Origin of the sequence: Agrobacterium sp. SORGH_AS_0745, assembly GCF_030818995.1 — a bacterium.
GTDB classification, from domain to species: domain Bacteria; phylum Pseudomonadota; class Alphaproteobacteria; order Rhizobiales; family Rhizobiaceae; genus Agrobacterium; species Agrobacterium tumefaciens.
Map to the genome: position 1 here is coordinate 925,001 of NZ_JAUTBI010000001.1, position 22,300 is coordinate 947,300.

Sequence of the window (22,300 nt, forward strand, 5' to 3'; positions counted from 1 at the left end):
TACAAACTAACAGATTTTAACGTTTCGGAGCTGCATGACGGGAGCTAGGACTTTTCCTACCACGACGAGGGCGCTCTCTTGGGCATTGCAGGCATTGCGCCCTTCCCAGTCTTATTCGGAAGACGGGCTGAAACGGGCGACCAGAGCGTGCGCATTGCCGGGATAGGTGAAGCGTACATAGGTTACGGCACCCGAATTGCTCCATGTGCGCCGCTCCACGACAAGGCAGGCCTGCCTGTCGGAGATACCCAACAGGCGTGCCACATCTTTCGAAGGCGTTTCGGCACTGATGCGGTGTTCGGCATTGCTCCAAGGAACATGGCCAAGCAGCCAGGGTCCGGGTGCAATCTCCGTGAAGTCGATTTCAGCGGCATCGGGAACGGTTGCCAGATTGACGAGACGCTGCTCGATACAGAATTCCCGCGTGCCCGCAAAATGAATGCAGACGATATCGAGCAGCGATGTACCAATGGCAATATCGAGACTTGTCCGATCCTCACGCTTTGCGACACGCTGCGTGCGCTTCAGAACCTTGAAGCCATATTCCAGGCCAAGGGATTCGACTTCCGCCCTGATATCGTGGATTTCGAGAACCGCGGACTGGATCTGCGGCTGGCGGACGAAACTGCCGGATTTCTTGCGGCGCTCGATCAAGCCGGCCTTCACAAGCTGGCCCATGACCTTGTTCACGGTCATGCGGGAGCAATCGTAGTGGGCGGCGAGATCAACCTCGAAAGGCAACCGGTGACCCGGCGGCCATTCGCCCGATACGATCCGGCCCTCGATATCACCGAGGATACGCTGGTGCAGGGTTTGCCCGGCCGATGCTTTCGTCACGTCCGCAATGCCTTCCAACGGCTCGATGTCATTCCTATCGAGCGCATATCAGCTATCGACAAGTTCGGCCATGACCTTGTTGAAGCGATCCGATATTTCGCGGCGATGGACGTGTCGGCCCGCTTGCACCAGTTTTTTACCGCGCACCCAGACGGTATCGACATGGACGCTACTCGCGAACATCCACTGGTCGAGAATCTGGGATGCCGGAAGATGGGGAATGGCCGAGCAATCAAGCGCGACAAAATCAGCGCTTTTTCCCGCTTCTATCTGATTTTTTGAATCCAGCGCCCTGCCACCGCCTTGAAGCGCCTGCTGGAACAGTTTCTCGCCCGTGGAACGGCCGGCATCGGCGATGACATTTCGCGCCCGAAGCGACAGGCGCTGCGAATATTCGAGCATCCGCAATTCTTCCGGCACGGAGATCAAAATGTTGGAATCCGAACCGACACCGTAATGGCCGCCTTCCGCGATGAAACCGGGAGCGGGGAAGATGCCGTCGCCAAGATTGGCCTCGGTGATGGGGCAAAGGCCGGCAACGGCACCGCTTTTTGCCATGCGGCGAGTTTCGGCTTCTGTCATATGCGTCGCATGGATAAGGCACCAGCGCTCATCGACCGGCGCATTCTGCAAAAGCCACTCCACCGGCCGCGCACCTGAAAAGGCGAGCGAGTCCTCGATTTCCTTGACCTGCTCCGCCACATGAATGTGGATCGGGCCGCCTTTCGCCAGCGGTTCGATCGCCGCCAGTTCTTCACCAGTTACGGCACGGAGACTGTGTGGCGCGATGCCGAGCGTTGCACCCGGAAGCCCATTCACCACGGCTTGGGCGCCCTGCATGAGCCTTTCGTAACTATCGAGCGAATGGATGAAACGTTTCTGACCGTCGATCGGCGCCTGACCGCCGAAACCGGAATGCGCATAAAATACCGGCAGCAAAGTCAGGCCGATACCCGTTTGCGAGGCGGCGGCACCGATACGTTCGGCCATTTCGGCGATATTGCCGTAATGCGAACCATCCATATCGTTATGCAGGTAATGAAATTCACCGACCCGTCCAAAACCGGCTTCCAGCATTTCCATATAAAGCTGGGCAGCAACGGCCTCGACATGATCCGGTGTCATCGACAGAGCGAATTTGTACATGACCGTGCGCCAGCTCCAGAAGCTGTCATCGGCAGGTCCGCGAATTTCCGCAAGCCCTGCCATGGCCCGCTGAAAGGCATGGCTGTGGAGATTGGGCATCGCCGGCACGATAACGGCATGCCGTTCATCCTGCGGCTGCGGAGAAACACCGGTTTCGACGGATGAAACAGCACCGCCCACGCAGTGGATGCGAACATCTTGCACCCACCCATCGGCCAGAAGTGCTGCGCCCGCGTGAATTACCGTCATGCCACCCTCTCCTCTTGATCTCTTCTGACAAGGCGACGTCGCATACGAAATTGCGGCTTGCCAACGTGATTATTATGTATATACATTTGGCACATAAAAGAAAGGCGAAAAGCAAATGCCAGGGAACAAATATACAAAGGGAATGGCGACGGGTGACACTACCGCATTGTGGCGCAATGCCCGGCTGGCGACGTTTGATCCTACCATGGAAGGCATCGGCGCTATCGAAAATGCTGCCATTGCCATACGCAACGACCGCATCGTCTTTGCCGGCGCTGAAAGCGATCTGCCCGCCGACCTGGCAACGGCCGACGAGATAACCGATTGTGAGGGACGCTGGATCACTCCGGCCCTGATAGACTGCCACACACATCTGGTCTTCGGCGGCAACCGCGCCATGGAATTCGAAATGCGCCTCAATGGCGCGACCTATGAGGAGATCGCCAAAGCGGGCGGTGGCATCGTTTCTTCGGTACGCGACACGCGCGCCCTCTCGGACGAGGCTTTGGTGGCACAGGCATTGCCCCGTCTGGATACGCTTCTGGCGGAGGGTGTCTCAACCCTCGAAATAAAATCCGGTTACGGTCTAGATATCGAAACCGAACTGAAAATGCTGCGCGTCGCCCGCAAACTTGAGACACTACGGCCCGTTAGAATCGTCACCAGCTACCTGGCCGCGCATGCGACACCGGCCGAATATAAGGGCCGTAACGCCGACTACATTATGGACGTGGTTCTGCCGGGGCTGGAAAAAGCCAATGCGGAAGGACTGGCGGATGCGGTTGACGGTTTTTGCGAAGGCATCGCCTTTTCCGTTGAGGAAATGACCCGGGTTTTCGAGGCGGCAAAACAGTACGGTCTCCCCGTCAAGCTGCATGCCGAACAGCTTTCCAACCTCGGCGGTACGGAGCTTGCCGCATCCTACGGTGCGCTTTCCGCCGATCATCTGGAATATCTTGATGAGGCCGGTGCAAAAGCACTGGCTAAAGCGGGAACGGTGGCCGTGCTTCTGCCCGGGGCCTTTTACGCGCTCCGGGAAAAACAGCTGCCCCCGGTTCAGGCCCTGCGCGATGCAGGCACTGACATCGCGCTGGCTACCGATTGCAATCCTGGCACCTCACCACTGACTTCCCTATTGCTGACCATGAATATGGGTGCCACGCTTTTTCGCATGACGGTGGAGGAATGCCTGACGGCGACCACACGCAATGCCGCAAAGGCGCTCGGCCTGCTTGCGGAAACCGGCACGCTGGAAGCAGGAAAATCCGCTGATTTCACCATCTGGGATATCGAACGCCCGGCTGAACTTGTCTACCGCATCGGCTTCAACCCGCTCCACGCCCGCATTTTCAAGGGACAGAAGGTTTCTCCATGACTATCACGCTTCACCCCGGCAATGTGACCCTTGCTGAACTTGCCGCAATCTACTGGGATAACGGCAGAGCGAAACTCGACCGTTCGTTCGATGCCGGCATAGAAAAAGCAGCGGCCCGCATCGCCGAGATCGCCGCCGGCAACGCTCCGGTCTATGGCATCAATACCGGTTTCGGCAAACTCGCCTCAATCAAGATCGACGCAGCCGATGTGGCGACGCTGCAGCGTAACCTCATCCTGTCGCATTGCTGCGGCGTCGGTGCGGCGCTTCCGGAAAATGTCGTGCGCCTGATCATGGCGCTGAAGCTGATTTCGCTCGGTCGCGGCGCCTCCGGCGTGCGGCTGGAACTGGTGCGGCTGATCGAGGACATGCTGGAAAAGGGTGTAATCCCTTCCATCCCGGAAAAGGGTTCGGTCGGAGCGTCGGGCGATCTCGCACCGCTTGCCCATATGGCCGCCGTGATGATGGGCGAAGGCGAGGCTTTCTATGAAGGTACGCTTCTGCCCGCCGGCGAAGCTCTCACTAGAGCCGGGCTGACCCCGGTCGTGCTCGCCGCCAAGGAAGGGTTGGCGCTGATCAACGGCACGCAAACCTCGACGGCGCTGGCGCTTGCCGGTCTTTTCCGCGCTCACCGCGCGGCACAGGCAGCGCTGATAACAGGTGCGCTTTCCACCGATGCCGCCATGGGTTCTTCGGCTCCCTTCCATCCCGATATTCACACATTGCGCGGCCACAAGGGCCAGATCGATGCGGGGGCTGCGCTGCGCAACCTGCTGGAAGGATCCGAAATCCGTGTCAGCCATATCGAAGGCGACGAGCGCGTTCAGGATCCCTATTGCATCCGTTGCCAGCCGCAGGTGGACGGCGCCTGCCTCGATATTCTGCGACAGGTAGCCCGCACGCTTGAAATCGAAGCCAATGCCGTGACGGACAATCCGCTGGTGCTTTCCGACAATTCCGTCGTATCCGGGGGCAACTTCCACGCTGAACCGGTGGCATTTGCCGCCGACCAGACGGCGCTTGCCATCTGCGAAATCGGCGCGATCGCGCAACGCCGCGTGGCGCTGCTTGTCGATCCGGCTCTATCCTATGGCCTTCCGGCATTTTTATCGAAAAAACCGGGGCTGAATTCCGGCCTGATGATTGCCGAAGTTACCTCCGCTGCGCTGATGAGCGAGAACAAGCAGATGGCTCATCCGGCTTCAGTCGATTCGACGCCAACCTCAGCCAATCAGGAAGACCATGTCTCCATGGCCTGCCACGGCGCGCGCCGCCTGCTACCGATGACGGACAACCTTTTCGCCATCCTCGGCATCGAGGCGCTTTCGGCGGTTCAGGGCGTTGAGCTGCGTGGGCCATTGAAAACCAGCCCGGAGCTGCAAAAGGCAATCGCCGTGCTGCGTCAGGCGATCCCTTCACTGGAAGAGGACCGTTATATGGCACCCGATCTGAAGGCGGCATCCGACCTTATTGCGACCGGCGCTCTTGTGTCCGTGATTTCCGACGGCATTCTTCCGAAGCTGGAGGCGTGAGATGCGCGTCTTCGATATTAAAGAAGGCACATCGCCCGTCATTCTCGGCCTGCCCCACACCGGCACCGATGTTCCCGCAGCGATTTGGCAACGCTTGAACGACAACGGCAAGATGCTTGCCGATACCGACTGGCATATTCATGATCTCTACGCGGATCTGCTCCCCGACGCGACGACGGTTCGCGCCACCTTTCATCGTTATGTGATCGATGCCAACCGCAATCCTGAAGGCGTTAGCCTCTATCCGGGACAAAACACCACAGGCCTTGTTCCGGAAACCGATTTCGACGGCAAATCGATCTGGAATGAGGGGCAGGAACCGAATCAGGACGACATCGTCTCTCGGCTGGAAACGTTTCATGCACCCTATCACGCGGCCCTTGCCGCGGAAATCGAGCGGGTTAAGGCCATTCATGGCATCGCCATTCTCTATGATTGCCATTCGATCCGCTCGCATATCCCGTTCCTGTTCGAAGGCAAGCTGCCGGATTTCAACATCGGTACGGATATGGGCAGGACCTGCGACCCAGCCATCGAGACAATGGCGGTCGAAGCGACCGCTTCGGCAGAAGGTTACACCAGCATTCTCAACGGTCGCTTCAAGGGTGGCTGGACGACACGCCACTACGGAAAGCCCGAAACCGGCGTGCACGCCATCCAGATGGAACTGGCGCAATCCACCCATCTAACGACAGAGGCACTGCCGTTTGCCTATGACGACGCCAAGGCCACCAAGCTTCGTATCCACCTGAAAGACATTCTCACGCGCATCGAAACGACTGCGCTGACACTCCCACACACCAAAAGGGGAACCAAATGACCAATCCTCGTCACAATATCCGCGACGTCCGCGCTGCGCGTGGAACTGAGCTGACCGCGAAATCGTGGATGACAGAAGCGCCGCTGCGCATGCTGATGAACAATCTCGATCCTGAAGTGGCCGAGAACCCGCACGAACTGGTGGTTTATGGTGGCATCGGCCGTGCCGCCCGCACCTGGGCGGATTTCGACAAGATCGTCGCGACCCTGCGCGACCTCAACGAAGACGAAACGCTGATGGTCCAGTCCGGTAAACCGGTCGGCGTGTTCCGCACCCACAAGGATGCGCCGCGCGTGCTGATTGCCAACTCCAACCTCGTGCCGCACTGGGCGACATGGGATCATTTCAACGAGCTGGATAAAAAGGGTCTTGCCATGTACGGCCAGATGACCGCCGGTTCGTGGATCTATATCGGCAGCCAGGGCATCGTGCAGGGCACCTACGAAACCTTCGTGGAGGCCGGTCGCCAGCACTATAACGGCGATCTCACAGGCAAATGGGTTCTGACCGGCGGCCTTGGCGGCATGGGCGGCGCCCAGCCACTTGCCGCCGTGATGGCCGGTGCCTGCTGCCTTGCCATTGAATGCAATCCCGATTCGATCGATTTCCGTCTGCGCACCCGCTACGTCGATGCCCGCGCCGAAACTCTTGATGAGGCGATGGAGATGATTGAGCGCTGGACCGCCGCCGGTGAGGCGAAGTCCGTCGGCCTGCTCGGCAACACCGCTGAAATCCTGCCGGAAATGGTCCGCCGCGGCATCCGTCCAGACATGGTAACCGACCAGACCTCGGCGCACGACCCGATCAACGGCTATCTGCCGAAGGGCTGGACGATGGCCAAGTGGAAGGAAAAGCGCGAGAGCGACCCGAAAGCCGTCGAAAAAGCTGCCCGTGCCTCGATGCGCGAACATGTCGAAGCGATGATTGCCTTCCAGGACATGGGCATTCCGACTTTCGACTACGGCAACAACATCCGCCAGGTGGCAAAAGAAGAAGGGCTGGAAAACGCTTTCGCCTTCCCGGGCTTCGTTCCGGCCTATATCCGCCCGCTGTTTTGCCGCGGCGTCGGCCCGTTCCGCTGGGCGGCACTATCGGGTGATCCGGAAGACATCCGCAAGACCGACGCCAAGGTGAAGGAACTGCTGCCCGACAACAAGCACCTGCACAATTGGCTTGATATGGCCGCCGAGCGCATCGCCTTCCAGGGCCTGCCGGCGCGTATCTGCTGGGTTGGCCTCGGTGATCGCCATCGTCTCGGTCTTGCTTTCAACGAAATGGTCAAGAACGGCGAGCTCAGCGCTCCGATCGTCATCGGCCGCGACCACCTCGACAGCGGCTCCGTCGCCTCGCCGAACCGCGAGACCGAAGCCATGCAGGACGGTTCGGATGCCGTATCCGACTGGCCGCTGCTGAACGCGCTGCTCAATACCGCATCCGGCGCGACATGGGTTTCCCTGCACCACGGCGGCGGTGTCGGCATGGGCTTTTCCCAGCATTCCGGCATGGTCATCTGCTGCGACGGCACCGATGACGCGGCTCGCCGCATAGAGCGCGTGCTGTGGAACGACCCGGCAACCGGCGTTATGCGCCATGCCGATGCCGGTTACGAAATCGCCGTGGAATGCGCAAAAGAGCAGGGTCTGCGACTGCCCGGCATTCTCGGTAACTAAAGAAAAAACTCGGCGCAGTCTTCAGGCTGCGCCGTTTATCTGATCCGGGAAGAGAGCCGCGATCCACCCATCGTACAGTGCCGACAGCGGTGCCGCATCAGTTTCGACGCCGCTGTCGGCGGCCGGTGGAACTTCTGGTCTGTCTGCGGCTTTCTTCCGTTGCTGTTTTTAACCGACCGACTGTATGCTCGTTTGAAAGCCGCGCTAACCGTTAGGCAGGCATGAAGGACATGGTAGATCAAAGAATGGCGCACAGGTTCCTTCCGCTTGCCTTTACCCTCCTGCTCGGGGCACTTCTTCCGGTTTCCGCTACGAATGCCGTGGCGTCCGAAAAGCAGCAAAATGTTCCCGTGCGGATCGATGTGGGCGGCTACAAGCTAAACAGCATCTTGGTCGAGCCGGGAAAAAGCGCCGAGCTTCCGCCGATCCTCTTCATTCACGGGGCAAGCGCCAGTCTCTATGATCCGATGTTTTCGTTTCTCGAAAAGCTGAGAGGCCGTGCAAAACTGCTATTTGTCGACAGGCCAGGGCACGGCAATTCGGATATCGGCGGCAAGGCAAATATTCTACCGGATGGACAGGCGGACGCCATTGCCCAGCTTATGAAAAAGCGAGGCGTCCCGAGAGCGATTATCGTCGGACATTCCTTTGGCGGCGCCATCGCGGCATCGCTTGCGGTCAATCATCCGGAGATGGTCGCGGGCCTCGTATTCCTTTCTCCCGCTGTCTATCCATGGGAGGGCGGCATCGCCTGGTATTACACAGCGGCAAATGCGCCCTTTACCGGTCCGCTGTTCAGCACCTTCATTGCTCCGCCCGCCGGCCTCCTGGCATTGGATCAGGCAACGCGCGGTGTTTTTGCACCCAATTCCAGACCCGCCGGTTATGTGGAAGCAACGCATTCCGTAGCGGCCCTGCGGCCCAGGGCCTTTCGGCACAATGCGCAGGAGGTCGCGGCTCTCAATGAATGGGCGCGTGGAGCTTCCTCGGAGTATCGGCGCATCACGGCACCAACCGTCATCATAACCGGTGATACGGACACGATCGTCTCGCCAGAGGTGCATTCCCGTCATCTCGCCAGAGATATTCGCGGCTCCACTTTGATCGTCGTGCACAATCTCGGGCATAAATCTGACTATGTCGCCAGTGACCTTGCCATTGCCGCGATCGAGAAGGTTGCCGGCCGGCCATCCGATTTAAAGGCGGTCCAAAAAACGATTGAGCGACGCATCAAGAATGATCGCGGATCGTAAACTTCCGCCCCCGCCCCCTTAACGACCCGATTCTGGACATCACATGAGAATATTACGCGCTTCCGAATACAAAACCATGCCGTGGAAAAATGGCGGCGGCGTTACGGTGGAAATCGCCATCCATCCGCCGGGCGCTTCCGTGGATGCATTCGACTGGCGCGTCAGCATGGCGACCGTTGCTCAGGACGGACCATTTTCCAGCTTCCCCGGCATAGACCGCACGCTTGCGATTATCGAGGGAAACGGCCTTGCACTCGCTATTTCGGGTCATGAGCCGGTGGCGCTGACGACGGAGAGTACCCCCCTGCCCTTTGCCGCCGATGTTCCCGTGGATGCCACCTTGATGGAAGGCGCGATCGTCGACCTGAACGTCATGACCCGCCGCTCGTCCTTCGCCCACAGCGTGCAAAGACTATCCGGCAGCTGTTCGATGCAAGCGGCAACGGGAACAAGGCTGATCCTCGCGCTCGATCCTCTGACGGTCGCCGTCAACAACGACACAGCCCGGCTGGAGAAGCTGGATAGCGTTTTCATCACGGAAAGCGTGCCCTTCACCATCGATTCAGATCATGGTGAAGGCATATTCTTTCTGATCACGCTACAAGATATCTGAAGCGTCGCAGCCTCAGTCCAACCCCAGCGGATCGGCCACCCGTGGCCATAGCTGGAGGCTTGCCTTGCGATAGGCGGTTGTGGCCGGATCGGTCGGATAGGAAGTGGGCGCGGCGATATAAACGATCTCGGAAGCGACCGGCGCAAAACCCGCATGGAAGTGGTTGGTGGACTTCACCAGCAGCACGTCTTTCCTGGCAAAATCGATGCCGAGATTGGAAAAGATATCCGGCTCATAAGTTTGCGTGCGGCTGGTAATGAGAATGATATCGATTTCCGTTCCGACCGGTCGAACGACGGCGGCGCGGCCGAGCGTGACGCGGCTGTTTCGGAAACTCTGCCACCCTGCTTCTGCAGTGCGCATGACCCTGATCCGGAAATCGAGCGGCTCGCCACCTTCGGGACTGGATTTGCCGCCAATACGCAGATCAATCTCCGCCCCCTCGCCTGCCGCGTGACAGAAAGACACAGCAATCGGATCCCAGATCGTTGCCACACCAATATTGTCCATGCCGCGCTCCACCATGCGCCGCAGAATATGGGTGGCATCACCCGCAACGCCGCCACCGGGATTATCCCATATATCCGACACCACGACCGGCATATCCGGATGCTCACTACGAATGGCGAGAGCCTTGTCGAGACCCGATTCCGTGTCGAGCATCGGCATGGCAGTCAACTTGCGCATGGCATAAAGCTCATGGCCGAGTTTTTCGGCCAGTGCGTCACCTTTTGCCCTATCATTATCTGTCACGACGACGATACGCGTGCCCATATCTGGTACATCGCCTGCCATGAAACCGTGAATGATGGAAATAGACAGCACGCCGTCCTTGCCCTCCAAAGCCTTCAAACGGTCAACATAAGAACGCATCGGTTCGCGGCTGGTGGGGTAAATGGTGATCATACGGCAATCGAAAGTGGAAATAACCGGCCTGATTTCTCCGCGCAGGGTGCGAAGTGCCAGTTCAACGACGTGCTCACCACGTTCCTCAAAATCCGTATGCGGGAATTCCAGAAACGTCGCCATGATATCGAGATTTTCGACCCTTAAAGGGGTCAAATGGCTGTGGGGATCGAATTCCGCCGCGATCAGTACGTCGGGACCAACAAGCGTGCGGACATGTGACAGGAAATCGCCTTCCGGATCGTCATAACCCTGCGCGACCATGGCGCCATGGAGACCAAGAATTACCGCATCGACCGGCAGGGCGGCGGCAAGCTCGGAAAGAATCGTATCGCGCAGCGTTTCATAGGTCTGGCGCTGTATCAGCCCCGCCGGTTCCGCCCAGCAGGAGGTACCCTCGATTACCGTAAACCCTTCCGCTTTGCCGCGCCGGCGCAGAATTGGTACCGGTGAGGAGCATAGTGTCGGCGTTTCCGGATGTTCGCCGGGCCCAGCGTAAAAAGCCGCGCGAAAGGCGTCCATGTCCGTCGGGACGGGTGAAAACGTGTTGGTTTCGGTGGCAAGCGATGCCGTGAATATGCGCATGACTGTTATTCTCGTTGCCGATGCCCGCATTTCGGCAGCATCTTTTTTTGCAATTTAATTAGCCGGGTAATGTTACCAGACGGTGCCGCGTGCTGCAACGTCTTCCACCCGCGTCACGATACCGTTTCGATGGAAGACCATCCTGTCGAAAAGATTAGTGATGACGCAGGTGTGGTTCGGCACAACCTTGACCAGTTCACCGATTTCCGGCCGGCCCGATGTGCAGCCCGACAAATCGACCACCGCATGTTCTTCCGAAAGCGACGTGATTTTCGCGCCTTCATACCCTTCAATCAGCCCGTGATCGCTGAACCCAAGGAGATCGGAGGTCAAAGCCTTGGAGCCACAATCGAGCACAGCGCGATCAGCTGTCGGTCGCGACACCACGGTGGCAAGAACATGCATTGCCAGATCGCCAGCGGTGCAATGTCCGGCACGCAGCATCGAACGGTCATTATATACATAGGTGCCCGCCCGATATTCGGTTGCGGAGGGAACGAGGTGAGCAGAGAAAAAATCCGGTGAGCCGCCACTGGAGCGAACCGGGCAGTCGATGCCCTTTTCAGCAAGCAACGCCATGGTTTCCCGAATGAAGTTCTCCACCTTTTCAGCGCCACCGGGTGCCGGATAGGTCAAAATGCCCTTGAAATCGAGGCCCGGTGCCGCGACGATCTTTTCTGCAAGCTGCAACACGGCGTCCGGGGTCTGCACACCGCAGCGTTTTCCGCCGGTATCGCATTCGACAAGAACGGAAAGCGGTCTTTCCGTATCGAATGTGCCGGCAAGGCCGGCAATCGTCACGGCGCTGTCGGCGACGACGCTCAGTTGCCTTATACGCGCATTCAATGCCCTCAGCCGCGAGAGTTTCGCCACGCCGAGGATATTGTAGGTAATGAGAATGTCGTCGAAACCGGCATCCGCGAAAACTTCCGCCTCGCTGACCTTCTGGCAATTGATGCCAATAGCGCCCGCCTGAAGCTGCTGCTTCGCAATGGCTGGTATCTTATGCGTCTTGATATGGGGGCGAAAAGCCTTGTCATGTTCATCAAGATAGGACTGCGCCCGCGCAATATTGGCGGCAAGTCGGTCCTCATCGATCACGGGCATCGGCGTCGAGATCGCATCGAGTGGGGTGCCTTCGTCAGGCCAGGGGTAGGTCATCGTCAAACGCTCTCAGGATCGGAAATTGGCAATCAAACCAGTGGCTTATAGGCGATAACATCCATTTCAACCTTCGCATCGACCATCAGGGGCGACTGCACGGTTGAACGTGCCGGAGGATGATCGATGAAATATTTCTGGAAGACCGCGTTGAAGCTCGAAAAATCCCGAGCATCATCCAGCCAGACATTGACCTTGACGACATCGGCAAGTGTACAATCCGCAAGCGCCAGAACATCCATGATATTGGCCACAACCTGCTCGGTCTGAGCCACAATGCCGCCGGTTACTACTTCACCATCGACTGTTGGCACCTGTCCAGACACATAGACGAAATCACCGGCCCGCACGGCCTTGGCAAAAGGCCTGCGCTGTCCGCCAGCCTGAGCGTCAGCCGTCTCGAATCGTACCAGTTTCTGCTTTTCCATAGATGCCTCGCAAATAATTTTCATGGAAATCGTATTTTTAAAGATTTAATAGCTCGTTTTGCATCAATATTCCATAAGTGATGTAAATAATTTAGCAATTGTGTAAATCGCCAACTCGCGTACGGATGGACGTCACGGTGAGCTATTCGTATCGCCGCACGTTGTCGAACCGAATAATGAGGCTCAAAACCCATTCTCTGTCACGATCTATGCAAGCGGCTATTGGCTGAGCCACGGCTCTTACTAACCCTTAGCTCTATCGCCTAATGAGGAAGCCCGGTACATTCGGATGGCTGCCTGATGAGAGAAATAGAGAGGTTAGCCGCGGCAAACCTCAGTATCTGAAAAGTTTGAGGAAGAGTCTCAAGCGCAAAATCTTCAAGACCTGGCACTGTGCGAGTGTTCTTTCCGTCACATCAACCGTGTGCCGACACCCGCCGGTCCGACACTACTCTGTCCGTGACAGCTTGCGCGATCTTTTGCGCCTGCACGCGGATATCCGGCACGGCGGTTATCTCCCAAAAGCGGCCCGCCGTCAGCGCCCCGGCGGCAAACAGGCCAGGCCAGACCTGCCCGTCCGCGCTTGACAAGCGCGACTGGCCATCGACCTCGACCCCAAGACCAAAGGCGTCGAGCAAAAGCACGCCATCGTCCCGCATGGTTTCCAGAAGTCGTGAATGACCGATCCCCGCCCTCTCCATTCCGGTACAATTAACGACCCAATCGACCTGAAACCCTCTAAGCGTCTCCGTATGCCGACGGCGATAGAGTACGGCGATCCCCTCGTCCTGCTCGTCGAGAGAGCGGAGATAACCGGCGTGAATCTCTAGAACGCCGTCAGATAATAGCTTTTCAAAAGCCTTATGCACTTCGGGCGCGATTCGGTGCCGGTGAATGTTCCACCAGGGCAAGGCATGCCGAAGAAACCGGCTTCGCTGCTCAGATGTCAGGCTCTGCCAAAGCAGCTGGGTCTTCGGCCGTAGACCATCCATGACAGTACGCCACGGCGCACCATCTTTCACCTGCTTACGCAGAGCCTGCACTAACCGGCTGATCTCGGTCGAACCTTCTGGTAAGCGCGGATCAGCTGGCGACCGTGGCGGGCTGATATGTGGATGCGGCACAAGTCCGCGGCGGGACAATACGTGGATTGGGCCACGGTGTCCCTTTCCTCGAAGCGTCAGGACCTGATCTATCATCGTCAGGCCAGAACCCAGAATACAGATGCGGTCCCCCGCCTTTACTTTCGACAGCCATCCAGACTGCCAGCAATGCCCGATGATGCGATGCGGCGCGTCGTCATCTTTCGTCAGAGTTTGCACCGGCAAACTTGCCGCGCCGACACCAAGACATAAGACAACATTTTTCGCCCGTAGCTTCTCACCATTCTCCAGTGCAAAAGAGAAACCGCCATTGCCATCCGAGCGACAGGCTGAAGCCTTGGCACGGATGAAGTCCACCCTCGCCCGCTGATCCCGGCTTCTCAGTAGACTGGCGAGCCTGTCCCTGAGATAGAGGCCGTAATCGCCACGTGAGGCAAAAGCCAATGGATCATTGCCGAGCCCATTCTCCGTCAGCCAATCGAGAAAGTCATCCGGCCTGTCGGGGAATACGCTCATCCGCCCTGCGGGCACATTGAGCCGGTGATAGGGCAACTCGGTGCGATAGGCCGTACCGCGCCCGAAATCCGACTCGTCGCCGACAATGGCGATCGACGCGTCCCCGGGCAGGGATGATAAGAGATGAGCGGCGGTACAGATGGCCGAGAAACCCGAACCGACGATAGCGACATCATAAGACATTTATTCCTCCAATCTGCGACAGCACGAAAGGTCAGGCGGTGGGCGCCGGACCCGTTGATACTCTAGTCGATGAGTAGAGATTAAACACCTGCCAATGTCTACCCTTCACTTTCCGCCGGCGGGATCGCTCATTGCACATTTGGTGCGCAGGATTCTCAAAGTTAGCCGCGGCAAACTTTCGCTCTGATCACTCCATGTCAATTTTAAAGGAAGCCAAAAAACGCGTCTCAGCCAGAACGGAGACGAAGTTAGCCGCGGCTAACCGAAAAACTGTCACAAAAAGCAAAACTGATTCTTCCACAATGCCTTAGCGGTACTTCTGCATCCGGGAAAAAAGCCTATTGCGCCAAAAAGAGAATCGGCGCTTATATCTCAGTTGCGGAAAAAACCGTCTTTTTCGAAAAAAACCGCAACTGCAATATCGAGCGAAAGTAGATCCATGACACAGAGTGCCGACTCAAGATTTGCTGCAGGGGCACCCGACCTCACGAGCCTTATACAACAGCATTCGGCTGCATTGTCAGCCCAATTGCAGGCGCATAATGCGAATACGTTTTCACCGCATACCGAAAAGAGTATGCGCCATTTTTCGCCGGCAGAAACCGCACGGCTGATCGGCATCGGTGAAGCCTATCTTCGTCAGATCGCCGCTGAGCGTCCGGAGCTCGATGCAGCGCAGGCATCCGGTCGTCGTTCCTATTCGGTAGAGGATATGGACGAGATCAGAAAGTTTCTCGATCAGGGCGCGCGCGGCACGCGTCGCTATCTGCCCCACCGTCGCGACGGCGAGGAATTGCAGGTCATCGCCGTCATGAATTTCAAAGGTGGTTCGGGTAAGACCACGACTTCCGCGCATCTGGCGCAATATCTGGCGCTGCGTGGTTACCGGGTTCTGGCTATCGATCTCGATCCGCAGGCCAGTCTCTCCGCTCTCTTCGGTCACCAGCCCGAAATGGATGTCGGCCCGAATGAAACGCTCTACGGCGCGATCCGCTACGATGACGAACGCCGGCCGATCGCCGAAATCGTTCGCGGCACCTATATTCCCAACCTTCATATCGTTCCGGGCAATCTGGAACTTATGGAGTTCGAACATGATACCCCGCGTGCACTGATGCGTCGCGCACCAGGCGACACGCTGTTCTTCGCTCGCATCGGCCAGGCAATCGCCCAGGCCCAGAATTTCTACGACGTCGTGGTCATCGATTGCCCACCGCAACTCGGTTACCTGACGCTTTCGGCGCTGACGGCAGCAACATCGGTTCTCGTGACCGTTCATCCGCAAATGCTTGATGTCATGTCCATGAACCAGTTCCTTGCCATGACTGGCGATCTTCTCGCTGAAATCGGCAGGGCCGGCGCACGCTCCGATTATAACTGGATGCGTTACCTCATCACGCGTTTCGAACCGAGCGATGGGCCGCAGAACCAGATGGTGGCTTTCCTGCGCTCGATCTTCGGTGAAAACGTCCTCATTCACCCGATGCTGAAGAGCACGGCCGTTTCGGATGCCGGATTGACCAACCAGACGCTTTTCGAGGTGGAAAGAACCCAGTTCACGCGCTCCACCTATGACCGCGCACTGGAAGCCATGAACAACGTGAACGCTGAAATCGAGGGATTGATTAAAAAAGCGTGGGGTAGGGCAGCATGAGCAGAAAACAGATTTTCGCCAATCTTGGCACGCCAGGCACAGACAACGATACCACTCCCGAGCGGTCCCGTCCGCGTGTCAGACCCATCCTCGGTTCTCCCGAACTGGTGACGGATGTGTTGAACTCGCCAGTCGGCATGATCGGCCAGTCTCTGAACGAAGTGTCGGAGCGCTCCAAACGTGCTGAAGAGATCGAAAAACGGCTCGCAGAGGGCCTTACGATCGTTTCGCTCAATCCTGCTGATATCGACCCATCCTTCATACCTGACCGCATGCCAGCCTCAGAAGAGGCAGATGCAGGCCTGGTGGAGGCTATTCGAGAGCAGGGCCAGCAGGTTCCCATTCTGGTGCGCCCTCATCCCGAATTTCCCGGACGTTATCAGGTCGCATTTGGCCATCGCCGTCTGCGCGCCGTTTCCAACCTGGGTATTCCGGTCAAGGCCGTGGTTCGCGATCTCAGCGACGAACAGCTGGTCGTCGCCCAGGGACAGGAGAACAACGAGCGCCGTGACCTAACCTATATCGAAAAGGCGCGCTTCGCCCAGAAACTGCAGATGCGGTTTCCGCGTGATACGATCATGGCGGCGATGTCCCTGCACAAGGGCGATCTTTCCAACATGCTATCGGTTGTCGGTCGCATTCCCGAGGATCTGGTCGATCTTATTGGTCCGGCACCCACCGTCGGTCGCCGTAACTGGATGGATCTCGCAGATCAGCTCTCCTCGTCACAGGTCAAGGAAGCTGCGCGCGCTTATGTCAGGGAACCATCCGTTGCCGCTCTTCCGTCGGAAGAACGCTTCAAGTCGCTTCTGGATTTTCTGAAACCCAAGGCACAGGCAAAGAAAGCCGGTGTCTGGTCTTCGGAAACTGGCAGCAGACTGGCAAAGGTGGTCGAAAGCGACCGTAAGCTGGATATATCCATCGACAAGAACGAGGCGCCGGAATTTGCCGATTTCGTGCTGGAACATCTTCAGGCGCTGTTTGCCGAATACCGGTCCAAGCAGTGATTGTTAATACCAACGACTAACAGGAGACGCATTACAAAAGAAAAAAGCCCCCGAACGTTGCCGCACGGAAGCCTTTCTTTGATCTAAGCAACCAAAGAATCTCATTTCCGCGAATCATAGTCAAGAGTCTTGGCATCGAATTTTTCGGTGAGCGATTTTCTTTTGCCTTGTGAAAGGTGAAAGACATGGACAGCACATGTGTAACGACGCCCTTTGGGCGGCGAGCGATGTCGTTTGGCGTCCTCGCAACTCAGTTTGCCGCGCAGAAAAACAAAAAGACCGAGGCGGTCGATAAATGGAAACTCTACCGTTCGGTCTGTGAAGCCCGACCATTGCTCGGCGTGACCGATCGTTCTCTCGCGGTCTTGAACGCCCTTCTAAGTTTTTATCCGAAAAATGAACTCTCCAGCGAAGCCGGATTGGTCGTCTTTCCGTCGAATACGCAATTGTCATTGCGAGCACATGGAATGGCAGAACAGACATTGCGCCGCCATCTCTCGGCTCTCGTCGAGGCCGGTCTCATCATTCGCAAGGATAGTCCGAACGGAAAACGCTACGCCCGTAAGCACAGGGGCGGGGAAATCAGCGAAGCCTATGGTTTTTCGCTGGCACCGCTTCTCGCCCGCAAATCGGAAATCGAGGAACTTGCCGAACGCATCGTTCGCGAGCGGCTCGACCTTCAGCGGCTTCGTGAAAACATCAGCCTGTGCCGCCGCGATATCCAGAAGCTTTGCGAAATGATAGCCGCCAGCGGTGAAGTCGTAACGTCAGAAGGATTCCAGGCGCGCTACAATGCGATTGCCCGGTCCCTCGGCCGTAATTCAAAGCCTGTCGAACTCAAGGAAATCGCCGGATTTTTGGTCTCCCTGCGTGCAGAAGTGACCAACTATCTGGAAAATATTGAAAATTCGGAGAAATCGGGCGGCAATGACTGCCAAAATGAGCGCCTCATAAAGAATTCAGAATCCGAATCTATATCTAAACCGCAAAATTTGCGTGAACCGGTAATCGTCGCACCTGCCGACACGACAGTCGTACAGCCAGAATACGCCGTACCCGTCAGTGCAAAGCCGTCATCGCAACAGCCAAAGCCTGTTCTTCATAAGCAATTTTTTGTTCCTGATATTGTTTTGGTTGTTAAGGCTTGCCCGGATATTTCCCTCTATGCACCCGGAGGAGCAGTGACTGGATGGCGTGATCTGGAAGTGGCGACATCAGTCATCAAAACCATGTTCAACGTTAGCCAGTCGGCCTACCAGGACGCCCTCACCACTTTCGGTCGACAGGGAACAGCGGCGATTCTTGCCTGCCTGCTGCAAAAGGCGGACCAGATCAGCTCGCTGGGCGGATATCTGCGCAATCTCACCCGTAAGGCCCACGAGGGCGGGTTTGATCTTCAGGCCATGCTTCTGGCGCAACTGCGGGGTCGAACTGACGGGATAGAGAGAAGCATGGCTGTATGAGTTCTTGAGGACGGACAGAAAATGGCGCCGGCTTGCCGAATTCCCAGTCTGCAGCTACATTGACGCTGTTTCTGCAAGACTCCGAAGATTCGCTGTGAGGCTGCCAGTGTTTACGAACAGACTGTGCCGGCAGGGGTTCCTATGGTTAATGCAAAGTAATGAAAGTTAAGCCTTGATTGACTTTCATTTGAGTTATTCCATGATTGGTTTCAATCGCTTGAGTCCGGGTATCTTTTAGCGGTAGTGCGATGATACGGGCAGGAAAAGCGCGATTTTTATGCGTTTCTTGCCTGACTAGACCGGGGTAATGCCGAGATTTCGATATGGCACGATGTTGGAACTGAACCTTCCTTAAGATCGTGCGTTTCCCTATCTATGTTGGAAGGGGGGCGGTGAGCCTATGGTTTTTCCAGACGATATGGAGCTGGCTGTCGCTGTGTACATGGCAGACATTGCCTTGCCTCGACATACCGCCATCGAAAAGCTCTTGAAGGCGGGACTTGAAGATGCCGGTTATTTAACCGGAGGTGAGGGGCGGCCGCCGGAAATTATCGACGGGCAACCAAGTTCGGACTATGTGCAATATCGCACATATCTGGACGAGGACAGCTGAAAGACGGCTGGAACCAAACCGGGCGAGGGCTGTTTATGGCGCAGTCAATTGTGACAGGATGTGCCGATGTTCTCCAAGTCCCTCTTTATCGCGACAATTGTCATCTCCGCGACGAGCCACCCGATATTTGCTCAGCCTCTAGAGGTCAGCATATTGGAACCGACCAAGACCCGTAGCGCCGAATTCTCGCCTGGGGCGACCGCATCGAATTATATTACCGATGTCTCCGGCAAGACAGTGCGTCTGGTAGGACCGCGTTTTTATCCCGACAATGCGCGGGCGCTGCAGTTTCCCGGCCGGGACTCGAATGATAATTCTTCGGTTGAAGCGCAACGCTAACGCGATCGCAATAATTGATATTGACGAACAGGGGCAGAATGGGAACCGAAAGCGAAACGTCCGGGCAGAAACCGGATGCGCAAACCTGGATCAAACAGGACGGGCACGAAGCAGAAAAGGCGACCTTTCCTGAACTGTTCTTCGATCTGGTTTTCGTTTTCGCGCTCATTCAGCTTTCCCATGCGCTTGCAAAGGACTTCGGACCGACCGCGGCGCTTGAGGCGGGCATACTGATATTATCACTTTGGTGGCTGTGGATACACACCACCTGGATCACCAACCTGCTGAATACCGAAAAGGAGCCTGTCAGGATTCTGCTTTTCGTCCTGATGTTCGGCGGGGTTCTTTTGGCCATCGCGCTGCCGGAGGCTTTTGCGGAACAGGGTTTCGTGTTTGCCCTTATCTACAGCGCCATGCAGGTGGGACGGAGCCTGTTTGCACTTTTTGCCTTCAAGGGAGAGGACAGGCAGTCTTTTCTGGTTTTTGTGCGCGTGACGATCTGGCTAGTCGTATCGAGCCTGTTCTGGCTGGCTGGTGGGCTTGTCGATCTGACGGATCGAATCCTCCTGTGGGGTATAGCACTCGCGATAGAATATGCCGGACCGGCTTTTCGTTATGTCGTCCCGGGATTGAAAGCAAGCGATGCGGATAAGCTGCATCTTTCCGGCGAGCACCTTGCGGAGCGCTGTGCGCTTTTCGTCATCATCTGTCTCGGGGAAACGATCCTAACCACCGGCCGCACGGCCACGGAATATATGAATTCTGGCCTCACATTCATCGTCTTTTGTTCGGCCTTCGTCAGCACCGTCACAATGTGGTGGATCTATTTCCATCACGGGCAGGAAGAGGCCTCCAGAAAGGCCGAACATGCCGACGAGAAAGCGAAGATTGCCCAGAATCTTTTCAACTACGGACATTTGCCTATCGTGGCCGGCATCATCCTTACGGCAGTTGGAGAGGATTTCAGCCTGTCCCATGCCCATGAAGGGACGACGATGAGGGAGTCACTCGCCATTCTTGGCGGCCCGATCCTGTTTCTAGCCGGTAATATCGGCGTCAAGATTGCTGCCACCTATCAGCGGCCGATCTCGCATTTTGCCGGAGTAGCGGCGCTCTGCCTGCTTCTGCCGGTGCCTGGCGTGCCGCTTTTTGCGCTGCAACTGGCAAGCACGGGGATTTTGCTGCTGGTGGCGCTGTGGGAATATCTGGCGCTGAAAAAATCAGTCACCAACGCCTAGGCAGTGGCAAAATCGCGTGCCCTGTCGTTCCACAGCCGCAGGCTGCGGGCATAGGCCTCTTCAAAAGGCAGAACCATATCATTGACCAGCATCAGGGCGATGGCAGCGGTGGAGACGATGATGGTTTCCGCTCTCTCGTCTCTGGCCGCCCCTGTCCAGACGGCGCGCCAATATTCGAAGGTGGTGAACATGGTCGGCATTTCGGCCGGTGGCGTTTCGCGGGCGGGAATGACGAACTCGACATCTTCGCCCTTGGAAAGACCGAAGATCCGGGTGCTGCGGAAGGGAGTAAATTGCGCGAAATCCCGCGTATTGCCGAGAATGGCAAGGCTCTCGACGGAAAGCAGCCGCGCCGTATCGCGATGAAGCTCCTGATAGGAGGGGCGGGCGACGCCGATAATGGTGCTTCTGGCGCGAAGCGGATTGAGAAGATGCACGACCGTATTGAGCGGCAGGCGCATTTCCAGAATGCCGTGCAGGCCAAGTAGGCTCTGAAACTGTAACGATAGTCCACCGATCGGCAGATAGGCGATCCCTTGCGAAGCCGTGGCCTTGGCCGCCTGCGAAAGTGAATGGCAGAGCGGTATGCCGCAGGCTTCAGCGGCGAGTTCGAGCTTACCGCCATTTTCTCCCTGGCCCACATGGCCGTGTAACAAGACGCTATATCCCGCCATGGAAACGAGACGCGCGGAATGCAGGAACCAGGGTGCATCGCGATGTTTGGGCGACATATAGGCCGGCCAGTCGAGATCGACCGATGCGGGCGCTTGCTGGTCTCTTTTTATATGGCCCCACATGGCTTCGATAAAACCGGCAAGCTCTGCCGCGGTCACACCGCGATATTGCATGGTCGCAAGCAGCGCTCCTATCTGTATGGGATCTGCATCGCCTTCGAGAATGATCGAAAGCGCGTCCATCGCCTCTTGCTGGCTGAGCGGGCGGCTGTTGCCGATGCCCATCGCCGAGGTCGCTATATATTTGGCGAGCCTGTGCTGCGGATCGGCATTGTGGCCGATGCGGGCAAGGCGGTCCGCTATATTTTCCGGTGTCGGCTGACCTTCCAGAAGAACGCTGGGGCGCAGCGAAAGAGGCGGCGCCTTCATCAGCACCGGCCGTTCCCAGCCGCTAACATTGGCGGCGGTGGGAGCTGCCGCTTTTTCCTGTGAATAATCGATCAGGTTTTCCGCCTCCGCCGCCAGCGAACGAATGCGCAGCCGCATGGTCTCGGCAAAGGGGGTGGGTCGCAAACCCTGGCCGGTGCGTAAGAACAGCTGGTCGCCGTATTTCTCGCGCAGCTGCTGTAGTATCCGGCTCATCGATGATGTCGGCAGTCCCATGCCTGCCGCTGCGCGGCTGACGCTTCCTTCCCGCAACAACGCATCGAACGCGACAAGTAGTTTCAGCTGACCAAGCCTGTCGGGCTTTGTCGGGGAAGCTGGTTCTTCTTTTCTCTTGCCGGTTGTCATCTTGCTGTTTTTTTACCCCGCCCCCGATTAGAGGGGGCCTTTTTGCAATTTCTGGAATTTAGAACTGTTCGAAAACAAACGCGTTGCGCCAGACCTCCCTCCTAAATAAGTGGGGGTAAATTCTCAAGTTAAATGCGGGGGCG

General features: G+C 57.1%; 19 protein-coding genes. 12 read left to right on the forward strand and 7 right to left on the reverse strand.

The annotated features are described in order from the left end of the window. Positions 1-111 precede the first annotated feature (111 nt). Positions 112-837 (reverse strand): histidine utilization repressor, encoded by a 726-nt coding sequence (gene hutC, locus QE432_RS04170; protein WP_025595286.1) that lies wholly within the window; start codon positions 835-837, stop codon positions 112-114. Between the two features lie 48 nt (positions 838-885). Further along, entirely contained in the window at positions 886-2,232 is a 1,347-nt protein-coding gene (locus QE432_RS04175) for a formimidoylglutamate deiminase (protein WP_306623406.1), read from the reverse strand. Between the two features lie 115 nt (positions 2,233-2,347). On the opposite strand from QE432_RS04175, the gene hutI reads away from it, so the two are divergent. The 6 genes from hutI (at position 2,348) to QE432_RS04205 (ending at position 9,495) form a co-directional block, all read left to right on the forward strand. After that, positions 2,348-3,607: an imidazolonepropionase gene (gene hutI, locus QE432_RS04180; protein WP_306623408.1), complete on the forward strand. Its 1,260-nt coding sequence runs from the start codon at positions 2,348-2,350 to the stop codon at positions 3,605-3,607. Next, positions 3,604-5,139 carry a histidine ammonia-lyase gene (hutH, locus tag QE432_RS04185; protein WP_174027314.1) on the forward strand — a complete coding sequence of 512 codons (1,536 nt, stop codon included), beginning with the start codon at positions 3,604-3,606 and terminating at the stop codon, positions 5,137-5,139. Before hutI ends, hutH begins: the two co-directional genes overlap by 4 nt. Before the next feature lies 1 nt (position 5,140). Next, positions 5,141-5,959: an N-formylglutamate deformylase gene (gene hutG / locus QE432_RS04190; protein ID WP_111801869.1), complete on the forward strand. Its 819-nt coding sequence runs from the start codon at positions 5,141-5,143 to the stop codon at positions 5,957-5,959. After that, a complete protein-coding gene (hutU, locus tag QE432_RS04195) occupies positions 5,956-7,629 on the forward strand; it encodes a urocanate hydratase (protein ID WP_025595291.1) in 1,674 nt (557 codons plus the stop codon). The genes hutG and hutU overlap by 4 nt, the downstream gene beginning before the upstream one ends. 245 nt (positions 7,630-7,874) lie before the next feature. Then, entirely contained in the window at positions 7,875-8,882 is a 1,008-nt protein-coding gene (locus tag QE432_RS04200) for an alpha/beta fold hydrolase (RefSeq protein ID WP_306623414.1), read from the forward strand. A gap of 43 nt (positions 8,883-8,925) precedes the next feature. Then, the gene (locus QE432_RS04205; protein WP_306623416.1) at positions 8,926-9,495 is read left to right on the forward strand and encodes a HutD/Ves family protein; all 570 of its coding nucleotides are present in this window, start codon (positions 8,926-8,928) and stop codon (positions 9,493-9,495) included. A 12-nt stretch (positions 9,496-9,507) separates the two neighbouring features. Here QE432_RS04205 and QE432_RS04210 read toward each other — a convergent pair whose 3' ends face one another. The 4 genes from QE432_RS04210 to QE432_RS04225 all read right to left on the reverse strand — a co-directional run bounded on the left by QE432_RS04210 (position 9,508) and on the right by QE432_RS04225 (position 14,377). Beyond that, complete coding sequence (locus tag QE432_RS04210; protein ID WP_306623418.1) at positions 9,508-10,986, reverse strand: M81 family metallopeptidase; 1,479 nt, start codon at positions 10,984-10,986, stop codon at positions 9,508-9,510. Positions 10,987-11,058: 72 nt separating this feature from the next. After that, positions 11,059-12,147 (reverse strand): D-TA family PLP-dependent enzyme, encoded by a 1,089-nt coding sequence (locus tag QE432_RS04215; protein ID WP_306623420.1) that lies wholly within the window; start codon positions 12,145-12,147, stop codon positions 11,059-11,061. Between the two features lie 32 nt (positions 12,148-12,179). Then, positions 12,180-12,575, reverse strand: coding sequence for a RidA family protein (locus QE432_RS04220; protein ID WP_003511636.1), 396 nt, complete (start codon positions 12,573-12,575; stop codon positions 12,180-12,182). 416 nt (positions 12,576-12,991) lie between these two features. Further along, positions 12,992-14,377, reverse strand: coding sequence for an FAD/NAD(P)-binding protein (locus QE432_RS04225; protein WP_306623423.1), 1,386 nt, complete (start codon positions 14,375-14,377; stop codon positions 12,992-12,994). A gap of 439 nt (positions 14,378-14,816) precedes the next feature. Here QE432_RS04225 and repA point away from each other — a divergent pair, with 439 nt between their 5' ends. The 6 genes from repA (at position 14,817) to QE432_RS04255 (ending at position 20,691) form a co-directional block, all read left to right on the forward strand. Next, the gene (gene repA, locus QE432_RS04230; protein WP_029658853.1) at positions 14,817-16,031 is read left to right on the forward strand and encodes a plasmid partitioning protein RepA; all 1,215 of its coding nucleotides are present in this window, start codon (positions 14,817-14,819) and stop codon (positions 16,029-16,031) included. Continuing rightward, positions 16,028-17,038: a plasmid partitioning protein RepB gene (repB, locus tag QE432_RS04235; RefSeq protein ID WP_003511631.1), complete on the forward strand. Its 1,011-nt coding sequence runs from the start codon at positions 16,028-16,030 to the stop codon at positions 17,036-17,038. Before repA ends, repB begins: the two co-directional genes overlap by 4 nt. Positions 17,039-17,223: 185 nt before the next feature. Continuing rightward, complete coding sequence (repC, locus tag QE432_RS04240) at positions 17,224-18,501, forward strand: plasmid replication protein RepC (RefSeq protein WP_075807636.1); 1,278 nt, start codon at positions 17,224-17,226, stop codon at positions 18,499-18,501. A 400-nt stretch (positions 18,502-18,901) separates the two neighbouring features. Then, entirely contained in the window at positions 18,902-19,114 is a 213-nt protein-coding gene (locus QE432_RS04245) for a hypothetical protein (RefSeq protein WP_013761955.1), read from the forward strand. A gap of 66 nt (positions 19,115-19,180) precedes the next feature. After that, positions 19,181-19,453 (forward strand): hypothetical protein, encoded by a 273-nt coding sequence (locus tag QE432_RS04250; RefSeq protein WP_111789610.1) that lies wholly within the window; start codon positions 19,181-19,183, stop codon positions 19,451-19,453. A gap of 38 nt (positions 19,454-19,491) precedes the next feature. Beyond that, on the forward strand, positions 19,492-20,691 hold the full coding sequence (locus tag QE432_RS04255; RefSeq protein WP_111789611.1) for a low temperature requirement protein A: 1,200 nt from the start codon (positions 19,492-19,494) through the stop codon (positions 20,689-20,691). Here QE432_RS04255 and QE432_RS04260 read toward each other — a convergent pair. Next, positions 20,688-22,157 (reverse strand): glycosyl transferase family protein, encoded by a 1,470-nt coding sequence (locus QE432_RS04260; RefSeq protein WP_035199798.1) that lies wholly within the window; start codon positions 22,155-22,157, stop codon positions 20,688-20,690. The two genes, QE432_RS04255 and QE432_RS04260, sit on opposite strands and share 4 nt — an antisense overlap. Positions 22,158-22,300 lie beyond the last annotated feature (143 nt).